12 protein-coding genes are annotated in these 17,724 nt (G+C 64.1%); 8 read left to right on the forward strand and 4 right to left on the reverse strand.

The features are described from left to right. On the forward strand, positions 1 to 1,362 hold a 1,362-nt coding region (ggt, locus tag VMS96_14945), incomplete at its 5' end, for a gamma-glutamyltransferase (protein ID HVP44725.1). Position 1,363: 1 nt separating this feature from the next. Here ggt and VMS96_14950 read toward each other — a convergent pair. The 3 genes from VMS96_14950 to VMS96_14960 are packed head-to-tail and all read right to left on the reverse strand — an operon-like array spanning position 1,364 to position 4,362. Then, complete coding sequence (locus VMS96_14950; GenBank protein ID HVP44726.1) at positions 1,364 to 2,242, reverse strand: fumarylacetoacetate hydrolase family protein; 879 nt, start codon at positions 2,240 to 2,242, stop codon at positions 1,364 to 1,366. 53 nt (positions 2,243 to 2,295) lie between these two features. Continuing rightward, a complete protein-coding gene (locus VMS96_14955; GenBank protein HVP44727.1) occupies positions 2,296 to 3,663 on the reverse strand; it encodes an ATP-binding protein in 1,368 nt (455 codons plus the stop codon). Positions 3,664 to 3,666: 3 nt separating this feature from the next. Further along, a complete protein-coding gene (locus VMS96_14960) occupies positions 3,667 to 4,362 on the reverse strand; it encodes a response regulator transcription factor (protein ID HVP44728.1) in 696 nt (231 codons plus the stop codon). Between the two features lie 155 nt (positions 4,363 to 4,517). Between VMS96_14960 and VMS96_14965 the strand changes: the two genes are divergently transcribed. From VMS96_14965 to VMS96_14995, 7 genes are all read left to right on the forward strand, one after another. After that, positions 4,518 to 5,006 carry a Spy/CpxP family protein refolding chaperone gene (locus VMS96_14965; GenBank protein HVP44729.1) on the forward strand — a complete coding sequence of 163 codons (489 nt, stop codon included), beginning with the start codon at positions 4,518 to 4,520 and terminating at the stop codon, positions 5,004 to 5,006. 158 nt (positions 5,007 to 5,164) lie between these two features. After that, the gene (locus tag VMS96_14970) at positions 5,165 to 6,493 is read left to right on the forward strand and encodes an efflux RND transporter periplasmic adaptor subunit (protein ID HVP44730.1); all 1,329 of its coding nucleotides are present in this window, start codon (positions 5,165 to 5,167) and stop codon (positions 6,491 to 6,493) included. 10 nt (positions 6,494 to 6,503) lie between these two features. Next, a complete protein-coding gene (locus VMS96_14975; GenBank protein HVP44731.1) occupies positions 6,504 to 7,292 on the forward strand; it encodes an ABC transporter ATP-binding protein in 789 nt (262 codons plus the stop codon). Positions 7,293 to 7,301: 9 nt separating this feature from the next. Then, positions 7,302 to 8,519 carry an ABC transporter permease gene (locus VMS96_14980; GenBank protein HVP44732.1) on the forward strand — a complete coding sequence of 406 codons (1,218 nt, stop codon included), beginning with the start codon at positions 7,302 to 7,304 and terminating at the stop codon, positions 8,517 to 8,519. Positions 8,520 to 8,749: 230 nt separating this feature from the next. Further along, on the forward strand, positions 8,750 to 13,336 hold the full coding sequence (gltB, locus tag VMS96_14985; GenBank protein ID HVP44733.1) for a glutamate synthase large subunit: 4,587 nt from the start codon (positions 8,750 to 8,752) through the stop codon (positions 13,334 to 13,336). Then, positions 13,329 to 14,765 carry a glutamate synthase subunit beta gene (locus VMS96_14990; GenBank protein HVP44734.1) on the forward strand — a complete coding sequence of 479 codons (1,437 nt, stop codon included), beginning with the start codon at positions 13,329 to 13,331 and terminating at the stop codon, positions 14,763 to 14,765. Before gltB ends, VMS96_14990 begins: the two co-directional genes overlap by 8 nt. A 50-nt stretch (positions 14,766 to 14,815) precedes the next feature. Then, positions 14,816 to 15,718, forward strand: a complete 903-nt coding sequence (locus VMS96_14995) for a LysR family transcriptional regulator (GenBank protein ID HVP44735.1) — start codon at positions 14,816 to 14,818, stop codon at positions 15,716 to 15,718. A gap of 583 nt (positions 15,719 to 16,301) precedes the next feature. Here VMS96_14995 and VMS96_15000 read toward each other — a convergent pair. Continuing rightward, positions 16,302 to 17,252, reverse strand: a complete 951-nt coding sequence (locus VMS96_15000; GenBank protein ID HVP44736.1) for a hypothetical protein — start codon at positions 17,250 to 17,252, stop codon at positions 16,302 to 16,304. Between the last annotated feature and the right edge of the window lie 472 nt (positions 17,253 to 17,724).

A 17,724-nucleotide genomic window follows, 5' to 3' on the forward strand; every position in this document is an offset into this window, starting at 1 on the left:
GAAGGCAAAGTCACCGACGACAGCCTGATCGGGTGGCGTGCCTCGGGCGTCCCGGGCACGGTGCGCGGCCTGGAACTGGCAAACAAGAAGTACGGGCATAAGCCGTGGCGCGAACTGTTGCGGCCTGCGATCGGCCTGGCCAGGAGAGGGTTCCCGGTCTCCTACGCGATGATGCGCTCGCTGCGCGATCCCGAGTACCACCTCGCCCAGTTCGCGGAATCGAAGCGCATCTTCCAGAAGGATGGCGCGTACTACGATATCGGGGAGACGTTCCGGCAGCCGGAACTGGCGCGGACGCTGGAGCGCATCGCCACCCGCGGCAGCAGGGATTTCTACGAGGGCGAGACGGCGCGTCTGATCGCGGACGCGATGGCGAAGAACGGCGGGCTGATCACACTCGACGATCTGCGGAAGTATGAAGCCATCGAGCGCAAACCGCTCGAGGGCGACTACAAGAGCTATCACATCGTGACCGCGCCTCCGCCCAGCTCTGGCGGGGTGGGGCTGCTGGAGATGCTGGGCATGCTGGAGCGGTCTGGATATGAGAAGAACGGCGCCGGATCGGCGGCCGCGTACCACTACCTGGCCGAGGTCATGCGGCGCTTCTATGCCGACCGCAACGAGTACCTGGCCGATCCGGACTTCGTGAAGAACCCGGTCGCGAGGCTGCTCGACCCGGCATACCTGAAGGCGCGGCGCGAGTCCATCGATGGGGCGCGTGCGACGCCGAGCGAGCAGGTCAGCCCGGGAACACCGGCCGGCCACGAGGGCGCCAACACCACCCACTACAGCATCGTGGACGAGCAGGGAAATGCAGTCGCCGTGACTTACACGCTGAACGAAGGCTACGGCAGCGGTGTCACCGTCCCCGGGGCTGGGTTCCTGATGAACGATGAGATGGACGACTTCTCGGCCAAGCCGGGTGTTCCCAACCTGTTCGAGCTGGTGCAGGGCGAGGCCAACGCCATCGCGCCGGGGAAGCGGCCGCTCTCCTCGATGACCCCGACCATCGTGGTGAAGGATGGCAAGCCGTTCCTGGTGCTGGGCGCGCCTGGCGGAGCCAAGATCATCACCGGAGTGTTGCAAGTGATGCTGAACGTGATCGACTTCGGGATGAACGTGCAAGATGCGATCGATTTCCCCCGGGTGCATCATCAATGGAGACCGGACCGGCTGGACGTTGAGCCGGGCGTCTCGCCGGACACGACGGCGCTGTTGAAGAGCATGGGCTACGACTTGCGTTTCGTGGACAAACGGGGCGACCCGGAGACGGTCGGGCGGGTGGAAGCCATCCAGATCAAAGATGGCTGGCTGCTCGGCGGGCACGACGGACGTGGAGCGGGGGAAGTAGCCGGTTATTGATCTAGCCGTCGGCGGCCTTCACTTGGTTGCGGATCGCGCCCACACCATCGATCTCGACCTCCACCACATCGCCGGGCTTGAGGAAGGCCGGCGGCTTCTGGTGCATTCCCACGCCTCTCGGGGTGCCGGTGGCGATGATGTCTCCCGGCTCCAGCGTCATCGACGCCGAGCAGTACTCGATAAGCTTTGGAATGCGGTGCACCAGCAGGGACGTACTGGAATCCTGGCGGAGCTCGCCGTTCACCCGGGAGCGGATGGCGAGCGCGTGCGGATCGGGGACTTCGTCGCGCGTGACCAACCAGGGTCCGATGGGACAGAAAGTGTCCGGGCTCTTGCCGCGGGTCCACTGCTTGTCGCCGAATTGCCATCTGCGCTCGCTCACGTCGTTCAGCGCCATGTAGCCGGCGACCACGTCCATGGCGCGATCCGCGCGCACGCGCTTGCAGCGCCGACCGATGACCACCGCCAGTTCCGCCTCATAATCCACCTGCGGCTCTTCGTTCCCCGGCGGCAGGACGATCGGATCGAACGGGCCGCAGATGCTGTTGGGATACTTGGCGAAGATGAGCGGCGCCTCGGGGGCTTTGGTGGAGAATTCTTCCGCGTGCTCCTGATAGTTGAATCCCAGGGCAATGATCTTGGTCGGCCGTGGCACCGGAGGACCGAGCCGTAACGCGCTCAAGAGCAGGCGCTGGGCGGCCGTCCCTTCCAGCGTCCGGGCCAGGCGCAGCGCCGGCTCACCGGCGGTAAGCAACGCTTCCATGCTGGCGAACCACGCTGCTTCTTTGCCTTGCGCGGCGCGGGCCAGGTCCACCACGCCGTCCCCGCTGACGACGCCGAGCTTCAAGCCTTCTCCGGTCCCAAAAGTGACCAGTCTCATGGGCGTTCAAAGTACAGGGAGGTCGGAGGCCGCGGCAAGTGCGTGCGCGAGGCTCAGGACGTGGGGAGAGTGATCTTGACCAGCAGCCCGCCTCCGGGCGCGTTCTCCGCGGTGACCCGGCCGTGGTGGAGCTTTACCGCGCGATGGGTGATGGCCAGCCCGAGTCCGATACCGCCGGTATCGCGTTCGCGCGCGGCCGTCACCCGGTAGAAAGGACGGAACAGGTTGGGCAGCTCAGCTTCAGGCACGCCCGCGCCGTAGTCCCGGATGCAAATCTCCGCCAGCTTGCCGGAAGGCGAAGAGTCGCAGGTCAGCCGGATCTGCACCGGCGTGCCCAGCTTGGCGTAGTGGATGGCGTTGCGCACAACATTCTCGATGGCGCTGTGCAGCAGCTCGGCGCTGCCCAGCACGAAGCACGGCTCGCTGGAGACGACTTCCACCGACGTGCCGCGCTCCTGCGCCTCGAAGGCGGCATCGGCGGCGATCTCCGCCACCATCGCCTGCAGGTCGAAGCGTTCGGGGTCGGGAGGCTCGGTGGCGGCCTCCATCCGCGCCAAGGCGAGCAGGCGTCCGATCATCTCATTAAGCGTCTCCGCCTCGCGCTCGATACGGTCGAGAGCAGTGGCGGTCTCCGTATCGGTGCGGCGGCGCGCCAGTCCCAGAGCGACGCTCAGCCGCGCCAGCGGGGAGCGCAGCTCGTGGGAGATGTCGCGGATCAGTTGCCGCTCGCTGGTGATCAGCTCCTCGATCCGTCCAGCCATGCGGTTGAACTCCCGGCCGAGCTCCCCGAGCTCGTCCCGGCGGCTGGTGACCGCCGGCCCTGCGCGCGCGCTCAGGTCGCCGGTGGCAAGTTGTGTGGCCGCACTCCGGAGCCGCAGGATCGGCCCGGTGAGCGAGCGCGTCAGGAGATAACAGATCAGCCCGGAAATGAGGAAGGCCAGCGCCCAACGCAGCAACTGGATACGTGTAGTTGGCCGGAAGGCGCGGAAGGGGCCCCGCGGCATCTCGGCCACGAAGATGTAACTGCGACCGGAAGGTCCGGTAGCGCGTTGTGCGGCGAGGGCTGTCGTGCCGCTGACGGTGAATTCCGGTTCTCCGCTCTCCGCGACCTTGAGCATGGCAGCCTGCGCTTCCGCGCTGTCACGGCCGGCCAGCAGGTTCCCCTTATCGTCGTATAGAGCGGCGCGCATGTGCGCACCTGCTTCGAGCCGTTGCAGGTAGTTGCGCAGCGCGCTCGCGCCGTAGCGGTCGAATTCCTCGGCGCAGGTTTGGGCATACATCGCGGTAGCGTCGCTGGTGGCCGAGCGCCAGCGCGAGATCACCGTTTCCGGCTGCACCATGACCGTGACGGCGACCACCAGGATGAAGAGCAGCACGATGGCCCAGAACGAGAGGAAGATGCGGAGAAAGAGGCTGCGCACGCGTCAGCCCCCGGCCTGCCCTGGGCGCACGTAGATGTAGCCGACACCGCGCACCGCCTTGATGCGCTCGCTGCCGTCGGGCTGCTCGCCCAGTTTCTTGCGGATCTTGCTGATGTGCATGTCCACGCTGCGGTCGTAGGGCATAAACCTCCGCCCCAGGACCTCGTTGACCAATTGTTCCCGCGTGACTACGGTCCCGGCCGAACGCAGCAGGCGCTCGAGCAAAGAGAATTCCACCGACGTCAGCTCCACCGGGCTACCGGCACGGCGAGCGGACCGGGTCGCCGGATCGAGTTCGACGTCGCCGATAGCGACCGGGCCGACTGCCTCCGCCATCGTGCCGCTGCGCCGCAGGATGGCACGCACGCGGGCGAGCAGCTCGCGCGGGTTGAACGGCTTCGGCAGGTAGTCGTCGGCGCCGATCTCCAGGCCCACGATGCGGTCCACATCCTCGCCCCGGGCGGTCAGGATGAGCACCGGGACGCGCGAGCGCTGCCGCACCTCGCGCAGGACATCGAGCCCGCTCTTCCCCGGCAGCATCACATCCAGGATCACCAGCGCGTAATCCCCGGAAAGCGCGCGCTCCTGGCCGGCCGCACCGGTGTGCGCTGCGTCCACCTGGAAATCCTCTGCGCTCAGGTATTCGCGCACCAGGTCGCAGAGTTCCACGTCGTCGTCCACGATCAGGATGCGTTCCATGGCCCGCTTCATAGTCCCACAACAGGCTACGCCCCGAGGACGCGTTTACAAATCTTTACCGATGCTGACCGAGTCTTTACCGCAACCTGCGTGTCAACGTGTTTATGCTGGGCAGAAGAGGCTGGGACTAGTGGGTCCCGCCGGAGGGTTCGAATATGAAGAAGTACGCGATCACAGCAGGCATCATCGTCGTGGTGTTGGCGGGAGCCATGGCGTTGCACGCCGAAGCGAAGTTTCGCCGCGCCAGTCGCTCCTGGGGCGGGCCGCCGATGGCTGGCCGCTTCCTGCAGCACATGGCCGACGTTCTCGATCTCACTGACGCGCAGCAGGCGCAGATCAAGCAGATGTGGAAGGACGAGCAGCCCGCCATCCGGCCGTTGCTGCAACAGCTCGCCGACGGCCATAAGCAGATGGTGACCGCCACCAGCGGGGGCAAGTTCGACCAGGCGCATGTACAGGCCATCGCCAACCAGCAGGCACAGACCATCGCCCAGCTGATCGTCGAGAAGCAGAAGCTCCAGGCCAAGGTGTACACCGTCCTGAACGCTGACCAGCAGGCCAAGCTGGAGCGCCTGCAGCAACGTCACATGGCGCGCATGCAGAAGTGGCTGGACCAGAGCAGTGAGGTTCCCAAGGCGCAATAAGCTGTTCCTCCCTCGAGCCCGCGGGCGAGCGTGCCTCCTGAACCCGCGGGCATTTTTTTGCCCTCTGCCTGACAAATCTTTACCCCGCCTTGACCGACTCTTTACGTTGCGCCGCCCGCTGCCGGGTCTAATCCAGTAGAGAGTTTGGAGTGACTGTCATGAAGACATCGAAAAAGAAATGGTTGATCGTGCTGGGTCTGGCGATCACGGTTGCGATCGTGGCCGCGTTCAAGTTCGGGCCGAAGGACTCGGCGCAGTATCTCACCCAAAAGGCGCAGCGCGGCGACATCCGCGACCTGGTGGAAGCGACCGGCACCATCAACGCGGTGACCACGGTGCAGGTCGGCTCCCAGGTTTCCGGAGTCATCCAGAGGCTGGATGCCGATTTCAACTCGCACGTCAAGAAGGGGCAGGTGATCGCGCTGATCGATCCCTCGCTCTTCCAGGGCGCGCTCCTGCAGGCCCGAGCGGACCTGGAGAGCTCGCGGGCGAACCTGGCGGCCGCCAAGGCCAATCTGGCGAAAGCGCAGTCCACGGCCGTGCAAGCGGCGTCAGACTACGCCCGTAACCAGGCCTTGGCGCAAGAAGGGGTGATCAGCGCGCAGGCGTTGGACCTGGCGAAGGCTAACGCGGAGACCGCTGCCGCCGCGGTGAATGCGGCCAAGGCCCAGGTCCAGCAGGCTGCAGCCGACACTCAGCAGAAGTCGGCAGCCGTCACCGTGGCCCAGACCAATGTCGATCACACCATCATCCGTTCTCCCATCGACGGCACGGTGGTTGCACGCAATGTGGATGTGGGCCAGACCGTGGCTGCTTCTCTGCAGGCGCCGACTCTGTTCACCATCGCGCAGGACCTCACCAAGATGCAGGTCTATGTCAGCACCGATGAGAGCGATGTGGGCAACATCCGCCCCGGCCAGCAAGTCACCTTCAAGGTGGATGCTTTCCCTAAGGATACTTTCAAAGGGCGTGTCTCGCAGGTGCGGCTGAACGCGACCACCGTGCAGAACGTCGTCACCTACACCACGATCGTCGATTTCGACAATCCGGAGCTGAAATTGTTTCCCGGCATGACCGCCTACGTGAGCGTTCCGGTCGCCGAGGCAAGCAACGTCATCGAGGTTCCGAATGGAGCGCTCCGCTTCACTCCCGACCTGAAGGCCGACCAGCTTGCTGCGCTGTATGCCCAGACCGGAGTCACCCCTCCGGCCAAAGGTCGGGCCAAGGACGCCACTGCGGAGCAGGCAAAACGCGCCTCGGCGAGTCCGATGGCGGTGATCTGGAAGCAGACCGCCGACAAGAAGCTGGAACCGGTGCAGATCACTACCGGCATCACCGACCACACTTTCACTGAGGTGGCGCAGGTGCTGCACGGCAGCTTACAGGACGGCGACGAATTAGTGATTGCTTCAGCCAACGTCGCTGCACCCCAGAAAAGTGGCGCGCCCGCATCGCCAGTGAGCGGCCGTGCCTTCCGGGGACGGTAAGGAGACGACCATGGCAACCATCGTTCAGATCGATCGTGACCTAACGGCGCCCGACGCCGTCCACAAGCCGGTGATCCGGGTCGAAGACGTGCACAAGTACTACGACCTGGGCGAGACCAAGGTGCATGCTCTGCGGGGCGTGAGCCTCGACATCGGACGTGGCGAATTCGTCGCCGTCATGGGTTCGAGCGGCAGCGGCAAGTCCACCTTCATGAACCTGCTCGGCTGCCTCGACAAGCCGACCTCGGGGCGCTATGCCCTGGAGGGAACCGATGTTGCGTTGCTCGACAAGCAGGCATTGGCGGAGATCCGCAATCGCAAGCTGGGATTCGTTTTCCAGGGCTTCAACCTGCTGGCGCGCACCACGGCGCTGGAGAATGTGGAACTGCCCACGCTGTATGCGCGGCTCGACCGGGCGGAGCGGACCCGTCGCGCCATCGACGCCCTGACCATCGTAGGTTTGGGCGACCGGGTGGAGCATTTCCCGTCACAGCTTTCCGGCGGACAGCAACAGCGGGTCGCGATCGCGCGCGCGCTGGTGAACCGACCCGCCATCCTGCTGGCGGACGAGCCCACCGGCAACCTCGACAGCCGCACTTCGGTCGAGATCATGCAGATCTTCCAGGACCTGAACCAGCAGGGTCTGACCATCGTGCTGGTCACCCATGAACCCGATATCGCCCGCTATGCCAAGCGCATGGTGGTATTCCGCGACGGCCGTATCCGCCGCGATGAACCTGTGGAGCAGCGCTTCCGCGCCCTGGACGTGCTGAAGAGCATGCCGGTGGTGGAGGACTGAGGAGGCTTTATGGATTTCACTTCCATCCTGAAGATCGCGGTCCGCGCTCTGACCCGCAATAAGCTGCGCTCGGCGCTGACCATGCTGGGCATCATCATCGGAGTGGGCGCGGTCATCGCCACCGTGGGCGTCGGCCAGGGGGCCAGCCAGAAGGTGCAGGACCAGATCGCCTCCATGGGCACCAACCTTCTCTACATCAGCGCCGGCAGCGTGAACCGCGGCGGGCTGCACATCGGCATCGGCGCCACCAAGACGCTGACCGAAGAGGACATGAAGGCCATCCAGGAGCAGATCCCGGCGGTCGCCCAGGCTGCGCCGGGCAGCACCACCAGCCAGCAGATCGTTTCCGATAATCAGAACTGGAACACGCGTGTCACCGGGACCGAGCCGCAGTATTTCGAGATTCGCGATTGGCCCATCGCCAGCGGCTCCTCGTTCACCCAGGACGACGTCACCCGCGCCTCCGACGTGGTGGTGCTGGGCGAGACTGTGCGCCAGAACCTGTTCGGAGCTTCGGATCCGGTGGGCCAGACCATTCGCATCGGCAACCTGCCCTTCAAGATCGTGGGTGTTCTGGCTCCCAAGGGTTCGTCCGGCATGGGTCAGGACCAGGACGATTCGGTGTACATCCCGATCACCACCTTGCAGAAGAAGCTGAGCGGGCAGAACTGGCTGCAGTACATCATGGTGTCGGCGGTGTCGCAGCCGGCGAGCTACGCGGCGCAAGGACAGGTCACGGCGCTGCTGCGCGACCGGCACCACATCCGCGCCGGACAGGACGACGATTTCTCGGTGCGCAACCTGGCCGATGTGGCCCAACTCGCCGACCAGTCGTCGAAGGTCATGACCTTGCTGCTGGCTTCCATCGCCGGCGTCTCGCTGATCGTCGGCGGTATCGGCATCATGAACATCATGCTGGTTTCGGTGACCGAGCGCACGCGCGAGATCGGCATCCGCATGGCCATCGGCGCCACCGAGGCCGACGTGCAGCGCCAGTTCCTGACCGAGTCGGTGGTGCTCAGCATCGCCGGTGGGACCATTGGGATCCTGTTCGGCATTGCGGCCTCGCTGGTGGTCACCAAGGTGCTGGGATGGCCGGTGCTGCTGTCACTGGCAGCGGTGGTCGCGGCGGTCGTGTTCTCCATGGCGACCGGCGTGTTCTTCGGTCTCTACCCGGCGCGCAAAGCCGCGCGTCTTGATCCCATCGAAGCGCTCCGGTTCGAATGATCGCTGACTCTTACCTGAAAAGGGGGCGGCTTGGCCGCCCCTTCCTTCTTTGCCGCATCAGACAAAAACGAATCTGGCGCATCGAAATTCTCGATTGTACTTTTGCCGCTGTTTCCGTCTTAACTAGTGTTTCAGGTCTACCGCGGCGGGACCCAACCCACAACCGGTTTTGGGAATTTCGCACTCCCGATGCGGAGGCTGCGGCGGTGTCTTCTGCGAACGAGGACGGAATGAGCGGGCCGGAACATCACGGGCTGCCTCCCGTGCAGGGTCTCTACGATCCGGCGCACGAGCATGACGCCTGCGGTGTCGGCCTGGTGGCCAGCATCCGCGGAGAGCGCAGCCACGAGGTGGTCCGCAAGGGCATCGAGGTCCTCATCAACCTCACCCATCGCGGCGCCACCGGTTGCGACCCTGAGACCGGCGACGGCGCCGGCGTCCTGTTGCAGATCCCGCATCAGTTCTTCCAGCGGGAGTGCTCCAAGCTGGGCTTCGTCCTGCCGGATCCGGGCAAGTACGGCGTCGGGATGGTCTTTCTCCCGATCGATAAACAGGAGCGCCTCACCTGCGAGGGCATGCTGGAGCGCATCGTCCGCGAAGAGGGCATGACGGTGCTCGGCTGGCGCGACACGCCGGTGGATGCCACGGTCATCGGCCGCATCGCCCGCCGTTCCCAGCCCTACATCCAGCAGCTCTTCGTCGGCAACCCCGCCGGCTGGAGCGAGGACCAGTTCGAACGCAAGCTGTACGTCGTCCGCAAACGCGCCGAGAGCCAGATCGCGGCCTCCGACCTGGCGCACCACGGTGTGTTCTATATCCCGTCACTCTCCTGCCGCACGATCGTGTACAAGGGCCTGCTGCTGGCGCCGCAGATCGAAAAGTTCTACGGCGAGCTCTCCGACCCGGAGGTGGTGACCGCGCTGTGCGTCGTGCACCAGCGCTTCTCCACCAACACGTTTCCCACCTGGCACCTGGCGCATCCCTATCGCTTCGTCGCCCACAACGGCGAGATCAACACCCTGCGCGGGAACGTGAACTGGATGCACGCGCGGCAATCGGTGCTGGCATCACCGCTCTTCGGCGACGACCTGAAGAAGATCTTTCCCATCGTCGCTCCCGGGGGGAGCGACTCCGCCAACATCGACAACGTCGTCGAGCTGCTGTTCCACGCGGGCCGCTCGCTGCCTCACGTGATGGCCATGCTCATCCCCGAAGCCTGGGCGGGGAACCAGCACATCTCGGCGGATAAACGGGCATTTTACGAATATCACGCGTCGCTGATGGAGCCGTGGGACGGACCCGCCGTCATCCTCTTCACCGACGGGCGCCAGGCCGGCGCCATCCTCGATCGCAACGGGCTGCGTCCGGGGCGGTTCGTGGTCACCCGCGACGACATGGTCGTGCTCGCCTCCGAGACCGGCGTGCTCCCGGTCGCGCCCGAGGACGTGAAGACCAAGGGCCGCCTCCAGCCGGGCAAGATGTTCCTGGTGGACACGGCCGAGGGCCGTATCGTCCCCGATAAGGAGATCAAGCAGCGCCTCTGCTCGCGCCAGCCTTACACGCAGTGGCTGTCGCAGAACCTGGTGACGCTCGACCAGTTGCCGGCCCCGGCGCGTGTGCACGGCTCCGACCACGCCACCATCGTCTGCCGGCAGCGCGCCTTCGGTTACACCGACGAAGACTTGCGCATGATCCTCGAGCCCATGGCCGTCAACGGCGAAGAGCCGGTCGGCTCCATGGGCAACGACGCCCCGCTGGCTTGCCTGTCGGACCGTCCGCAGCCACTCTTCAATTACTTCAAGCAGCTCTTCGCCCAGGTGACGAACCCGCCCATCGACCCCATCCGCGAGCAGATGGTGATGTCGCTGGTCAACTACATCGGTACCGAGGGCAACATCCTCGACGAGACGCCGCAGAACTGCCACACCCTGAAGCTGCCCCAGCCGATCCTCTCCAACTCCGACCTGGAGAAGCTGCGCCGTCTCTCCCGCGGCGACCTGCTGGCCACCACGCTGCCCATGCTCTACTGCGTGGAGGAAGGCGAAGCCGGCATGGAGCGCGCCCTGGAAGAACTGGGACGCCGCGCTTCGCTCTCCGTCGCCTCCGGCTACAGCCTGCTGATCCTCTCCGATCGCGGGCTCGACGAGCGCTATGCGCCGATCCCCAGCCTGCTGGCCCTGGCCTCGATTCACAACCGCCTGATCCGCGAGAAGACCCGCACCCAGGTGGCGCTCATCATCGAGTCCGGCGAGCCCCGCGAGGTCATGCACTTCGCCCTATTGCTCGGCTACGGTGCCAGCGCGGTGAACCCCTACCTGATTTTCGAAACGCTGGAAGACCTCACCTGGCGCGGCTGTCTCCCTTCCCACATCGACGCCGACCACGCCGCCCGCAACTTCACCAAGGCCATCAACAAGGGCCTGCTGAAGACCATCTCCAAGATGGGCATCTCCACCCTGCAGAGCTACTGCGGCGCCCAGGTGTTCGAGGCCATCGGACTCGACCAGTCGCTCATCGGCAAGTACTTCACCGGGACGCCTTCACGTATCGGCGGGATCGGTCTCGAGGTCCTCGCCCGTGAGGCGCGCATGAAGCACGAGCACGCCTTCCGGACGGTGACCGGCACCGACCTCGAGCTGCCCGCCGGCGGACACTACAAGTTCCGCGCCGACGGGGAATATCACCTGCTGAACCCGGCCACCATCAGCAAGCTGCAGCACGCGGTGCGGCAATCCAACTTCACCACCTTCAAGGAATACACCGACCTCATCGACGACCAGAGCCGCCGCCTCTGCACCCTGCGCGGTTTAATGCGCGTCAAGGACGCGGAACATCCGGTGCCGCTCGAGCAGGTCGAGCCCGCCAAGGAGATCGTCAAGCGCTTCTGCACCGGCGCCATGTCGTTCGGCTCCATCAGCAAGGAGGCGCACGAGACCATGGCCATCGCCATGAACCGGTTGGGGGGCAAGTCCAATACCGGCGAGGGCGGGGAAGACGAGGTCCGCTTCACCCAGCTTCCCAACGGCGATTCCCGCCGCAGCGCCATCAAGCAGGTGGCATCGGCCCGCTTCGGCGTGACCACCAACTACCTGGTCAACGCCGACGAATTGCAGATCAAGATGGCGCAGGGCGCCAAGCCCGGCGAGGGCGGCCAGCTGCCCGGCCACAAGGTGGACCAGGAGATCGCGCGCGTCCGGCATTCCATCCCCGGCGTCGGACTGATCTCGCCGCCGCCGCACCACGATATCTATTCGATCGAGGACCTGGCGCAGCTCATTTACGACCTGAAGAACGTCAACCCAGCTGCCCGCATCTCGGTGAAGCTGGTCGCCGAGGTCGGCGTGGGCACGGTCGCCGCCGGAGTGGCCAAGGCGCATGCCGACGTCGTGCTCATCAGCGGTGACAGCGGCGGCACCGGCGCCTCGCCACTCAGCTCCATCAAGCATGCCGGCATTCCCTGGGAGTTGGGTTTGGCGGAGACCCAGCAGGTGCTGGTGCTCAACGACCTCCGTGGGCGCATCCGCGTCCAGACCGACGGCAAGCTTCAGACCGGCCGCGACGTCGTCATCGCCGCCCTACTGGGCGCCGAAGAGTTCGGCTTCGCCACTGCGCCTCTGGTCGCCATGGGCTGCATCATGATGCGCAAGTGCCACCTGAACACGTGCCCGGTGGGCATCGCCACCCAGGACCCGGTGCTCCGCCAGCGGTTCCAGGGACAGCCCGAGCACCTCATCAACTTCTTCTTCTTTGTCGCCGAGCAGGTGCGCGAGTGGATGGCACGCATGGGCTTCCGCACCTTCGACGAGATGATCGGCCGGGTCGACATGCTGGAGATGCGCGCCGCCCTCGATCACTGGAAGGCCCGCGGTCTCGACTTCTCCACTATGCTTTACAACCCGGTGGTACCGGAGCGGGTGGCGCGCCGCTGTGTGCAGCCCCAGGACCACGGCCTTGGCCAGGCGCTCGACCACCAGCTCATCGCCACGTGCCAGGCCGCCCTGGAGACCAAGACTCCGGTGGTCATCCAGCTGCCCATCCGCAATGTGCACCGCACCGTCGGCAGCATGCTCAGCGGCGAGATTGCGCGCCGCTACGGCTCGCAGGGACTGCCCGACGACACCATCCGCTGCGAGTTCCGCGGCTCTGCCGGACAGAGCTTTGGCGCCTTTCTCGCCAAAGGCGTGACTCTCGCGCTCGAAGGCGACGCCAACGATTATGTGGGCAAGGGCCTTTCCGGCGGAAAGCTGGCAGTGATCGCGCCCAAAGGCTCGGGGTTCCAGCCGGAAGACAGCATCATCATCGGCAACGTCGCTCTCTACGGTGCGACCAGCGGGGAAGCGTACTTCAACGGGGTCGCCGGCGAGCGCTTTGCGGTGCGCAATTCGGGCGCCAGCGCGGTCGTCGAAGGACTCGGCGACCACGGCTGCGAGTACATGACTCGCGGGCTGGTGGCCGTGCTCGGCAAATGCGGCCGCAATTTCGCCGCCGGGATGAACGGCGGCATCGCCTACGTCTTTGACGAACGCGGGGACTTTGCCGCCAAGCGCTGCAACCTGGGTGCGGTGGACCTGGAGCCGGTTCTGGAAGCTCCCGATGTGCAGAACCTCCGCAGCCTCATCTCCCGCCATGTCGAGGCCACCGGCAGCTCGCGCGGGCGCTTGATCCTCGAAAACTTCGACGAGCTATTGCCGCGCTTCGTGAAGGTCTTCCCCCACGAGTACAAGCGAGTGCTCGGCATCCCGCGCAGCGGCTCCGTGTATGTGCCCGGACAGGTCCTGACGCCTCCCGCGTCGGCGCAGGAGGTGCCGCGTGGGTAAGGTCAGCGGATTCTTGGAATACACCCGCGAACTGCCGCAGCGCCGTCCCGTCCCCCAGCGCATCAACGACTGGTTCGAGATCTACCAGGACTTCCCCGAGGACAAGGCGCGCACCCAGGGCGCCCGCTGCATGGATTGCGGCGTCCCCTTCTGCCATACCGGATGCCCGCTCAACAACGTCATCCCCGACTGGAACGACCTGGTGTACCGCGGGCGCTGGAAGGAAGCGGTGCGCCATCTTCACGCCACCAACAATTTCCCCGAGTTCACCGGCCGGCTTTGTCCCGCGCCCTGCGAAGCTTCCTGCGTTCTCGGCATCAACCAGCCTCCGGTCACCATCAAGAACATCGAGAAGGAGATCGTGGACCGCGGCTTCCGCGAGGGCTGGATCCGTCCCGAGCCTCCCACGTTCCGCACCGGCAAGAAGGTGGCCGTAGTCGGCTCCGGGCCCGCCGGTCTGGCGGCCGCGCAGCAACTCTGCCGTGCCGGACACTGGGTCTTCGTGTACGAGAAATCGGACCGCATCGGCGGCCTGCTGCGCTACGGCATCCCCAACTTCAAGATGGAGAAGCACCTCATCGACCGCCGCGTCGAGCAGATGACCGCCGAGGGCGTGCAGTTCGTCACCAATGCGCACGTCGGCGCAAGCGTTCCGGTGGAAGATCTGCGCGAGCAGTTCGACGCCATCCTGCTCGCCGGTGGAGCGCAGCAGTCGCGCGACCTGCCGGTTCCCGGACGGGAGTTGAACGGCATCCACTTCGCCATGGAGTTCCTGCCCCAGCAGAACCGGCGTTGCCTGGGCGATACCATCGAGGAAAAGGAGATTCTCGCCACCGGCAAGGGTGTGGTCATCATCGGCGGCGGCGATACCGGCGCCGATTGCCTCGGAACCGCCCTGCGCCAGGGGGCCGCCTCGGTCCATCAGTTCGAGATCATGCCAATGCCGCCCCAGGAGCGCTCTCCGCAGACGCCCTGGCCGCTCTGGCCCATGCAGTTGCGCTCTGAGAGTTCGCATGAGGAAGGCGGCACGCGCGAGTGGAGCATCGCCACCACCTCCTTCAGCGGTGACGAGCAGGGAAATGTGAAGCGCCTGCACGGTGTGCGGGTGGGCCCGCCACCGGACTTTCAGCCCATCGCCGGCACCGAATTTACAGTGGATGCCGATCTGGTTCTGCTCGCCATGGGCTTCACCGGCCCCATCCGCACCGGGATGATCGACAAGCTCGGCGTCCAGCTGGATGCTCGCGGCAACGTGGCCTGTAATGCCCAGCACATGTCGTCGGTGCCCGGGGTCTTCGCTGCCGGCGACATGCGCCGCGGGCAATCGTTGGTCGTGTGGGCCATCGCCGAGGGGCGCAGCGCCGCCCGTGGCATCGACGCATTCCTGCATGCGGGATCAAAACGGACCGTACCCGCCGCGATCCCCTAGACTTCCTGCGGTTTTGCGCCGCAACAGTCATATAATCGCGGCATCGCTCCATGGACTTCGACCAACTAGTGACGTTCATCGAGGTCGCCAAGCTGGGCAGCTTCTCGCGCGCCGGCGAAAAAGTGTTTCGCTCGCAGTCCGCGGTCAGCGCCCAGATCCGCCAGCTGGAGCAGGACTACGGCGAGCGGCTCCTCGACCGCGCCGGCAAGACCGTGCGGCTGACCCCGGCCGGCGAGGTGCTGTTCGAGTACGCGCAGCGCCTGCTCACCCTGCGCAACGAATCCATGCGCGCCGTCGCCGACCAGGGCACCACGCCCCGCGGCATCCTCGCCGTCGGCGCCAACGAGGCCACCTGCCTCTACGTATTGCCCGAGGTCTTCTCCGAGTACCACCGCCGCTTTCCGGCGGTGCAGATCAGCATCTACCGCAATTTCAGCCGCAAGATACTGGAGCGCGTGGAGGAAGGCTCGCTCGACGTCGGGATTGTCACTCTTCCGGTGAAGTCGAACAGCCTGAAGGTGCATCCCATCTTCCGCGACCGCCTCATGCTGATGACCAGCGCCGACAATCCCCTGGGCCAGAAGCACTCGGTCACCATCGCCGAGATCGCCGAGCACCCCCTCATCTTCCCCAAGACCGGATTCACCCGCCACGCGCTCGACAAGCTCTTCCGGCCCTACCATTCACGGCTGCGCGTGACCATGGAGCTGCCCAGTGTGGGCATGATCAAGAGCTTCGTCGCTGCCGGCCTGGGCGTGTCCCTGATCAGCGAGACCTTCGTGAAGGAGGAGGTCCGCAACGGGACGTGCCGCGTGGTTGAGATCGCCGACACCGAGCTGAAGCGCCAGCTCGGCCTCATCTACCGCCGCGACCGCAGCCTGCCCCGCGCCGCCACCGCCTTCATCGCCCTCATCCGGGAACGCGCGGCGGTCAAGACCGCTCACGCCACATAGGCCAACACCCCCTCCCCCCACCCTCGATATGTTGATCTAAAGGAGTTAGGGGCGGAGGTATGTGGGATATGTCGGTAGCTAGTAGCTGGTAGCTAGTAGCTAGGGCCGGAGGAGGCGGACAGATGCACGAGATTTCAAAGAGCAGAGGCTGCGCGGGGCAGCGGCGGGCGCAAGGGCCGCTACAACCAGAGTAGCAAATCGCGCAATTGTGGATTTGGGGGTCCAGAAAGCGAACTGCAGTGGAATCAGTGAGTTGCTGGAGGTGCAAAAGTGGGGCTTGCTATTGCTGAAAGCTATAATTGAGACGGCTAAGTAATTGGATCCTAAGGGTTTGGCGGGCCGTAGAGGAAGTTGAGACGAAAGAAGAAAATGAACAAAAAATCTTCTTATATGGTGGTGCCATCACCCTGTGTCCCGCTCTACTGTGCCTTGGTGATCTTCTCCTGCAGTTTACGCCGTGGGCTACTTTCAGACACCCGCTCACGAGGGGTTGGGCGCCCACCGATTCAGCAGCTGCCCATACGAGCAAAAGCGGCTTGGCAAGTACTATCGGGCTTAGCCCGAGAAAGCGACCGTGAACTGACTAAGGGATCGAAGGAACCTGTTGCTGCAAAGCCTCGACTCGCACCGTATCGTCAACTGATCGCGTCCTGCCAAGGACGCGATAACTTCCCGAGATGTGAATAGTTCTTGGCAACCGCTTCGGTGCGAACATTTGTTTTGCTAAGGGGAATCCATAGTTGAGCGCTGCCGAGACGAGAATCAAGTTGATTGTGCTGTGCTTGGGAAACCTATCGCACAAGATTCTGATACCAGTTGGGCGGTCCATATTTATGCTGACCGGTGCTGGAAAACGGAACGGTTTACCCTCGTTGTCCACGCCTTCAAGCCACATTTCAGCTTGTGGTTTGCCCTCCAGGGACAAATTAACTCCAGGAATCCCGGACAATTGGGCTGCCTGGAATACGGTTATGTCTGGATTGACCTGAATATCCACATCCTTGTAGTCGTTAGCAGTGCTATTAGTAAGGCTTAACCTCACGTCAACATAATGCTCTGGATCCCTCCACTCGACTCCGGGAGCTATAACTGTGCCCTTGGGATAGTTACCCAAATCGGCTATTACATACGGTTCTATCGGTGCGGGAACAAAGACAAGGGTAACAGAGATGAATGCTGCAAATGCGAGTGGCAAAACCGCGACTATACGGACGGCCTGGCCTGGCTTAAGATCAACCCACAAGTGGTAAGCGAGCAGTATGCAACTCGCGTATAGGGCTACGATGCCGAGCCAATAAAGGGCTGGGACAACCTCCGTTAGAATAAACGCGATTCCAACACTGAGGAGAATCGCAGCGACATCCAGCCCGTATTTCTTTGTCTCGATTTTGGTGTTAGCAGCCTTCTGAATGTCAGCAATGAACCGTCGGCGTGCCTCGATCTGCCTACCCCGCTCTTTTCTAGTGAGCTTCCTTGCGGGGCCCTCTCCGATAATTTCTTCGGGGACTCGATTTTCTGTACTGTCTTCGTCCACGATGACGCACACCTCCTCGGGAAGCGAACCCTCTTACATTACAGGCACTCTGAACGACGCCTCACGGCTGCCTGGGCAGCAAGCCTCGGGCTTTCAGGATGGTATTTATGGCTGCAATGTTTTGTAGCGCGTTGTCCTCTACCTCTTCTCCCACCATAAAGTGCTGATAGAAGTACGTGTCAAAATCGGCGGCACGCTTCGTTTCGGGATAATCGTCCCACGACTTGTAAGCGTAAACGAGCGCATGGTGGGTGGCCCACCCTTTCGCCTGGGGTTGGCGAAGGGTGGGGCAGAATCATGCACGTCTGGTCTTTTCTCGCGGAACAATTCCCATTCTTTCGCGCTTATTCGCCGTCCATTCGGACTCGATCTCAACCGTCCCTTCGATACCCGTCAGATAGTGGGGGTAGCTGCTCCAGGGCCAGTCCTCCGGATTCCGGACCATCTTCCGCCGCACCGGGTTGCGGTGCAT

Source organism: Terriglobales bacterium (genome assembly GCA_035543055.1).
Classification (GTDB): Bacteria; Acidobacteriota; Terriglobia; order Terriglobales; family Acidobacteriaceae; genus JAIQFD01.

What these genes read in the sequence shown, in the direction of transcription:
- VMS96_14965 (HVP44729.1), top strand. Translation starts at nt 4,518, where the DNA reads ATGAAGAAGTACGCGATCACAGCAGGCATCATCGTCGTGGTGTTGGCG.
- VMS96_14970 (HVP44730.1), top strand. Translation starts at nt 5,165, where the DNA reads ATGAAGACATCGAAAAAGAAATGGTTGATCGTGCTGGGTCTGGCGATC.
- VMS96_14960 (HVP44728.1), bottom strand. Translation starts at nt 4,362, where the DNA reads ATGGAACGCATCCTGATCGTGGACGACGACGTGGAACTCTGCGACCTG.
- VMS96_14975 (HVP44731.1), top strand. Translation starts at nt 6,504, where the DNA reads ATGGCAACCATCGTTCAGATCGATCGTGACCTAACGGCGCCCGACGCC.
- VMS96_14980 (HVP44732.1), top strand. Translation starts at nt 7,302, where the DNA reads ATGGATTTCACTTCCATCCTGAAGATCGCGGTCCGCGCTCTGACCCGC.
- VMS96_14995 (HVP44735.1), top strand. Translation starts at nt 14,816, where the DNA reads ATGGACTTCGACCAACTAGTGACGTTCATCGAGGTCGCCAAGCTGGGC.
- gltB (HVP44733.1), top strand. Translation starts at nt 8,750, where the DNA reads ATGAGCGGGCCGGAACATCACGGGCTGCCTCCCGTGCAGGGTCTCTAC.
- VMS96_14950 (HVP44726.1), bottom strand. Translation starts at nt 2,242, where the DNA reads ATGAGACTGGTCACTTTTGGGACCGGAGAAGGCTTGAAGCTCGGCGTC.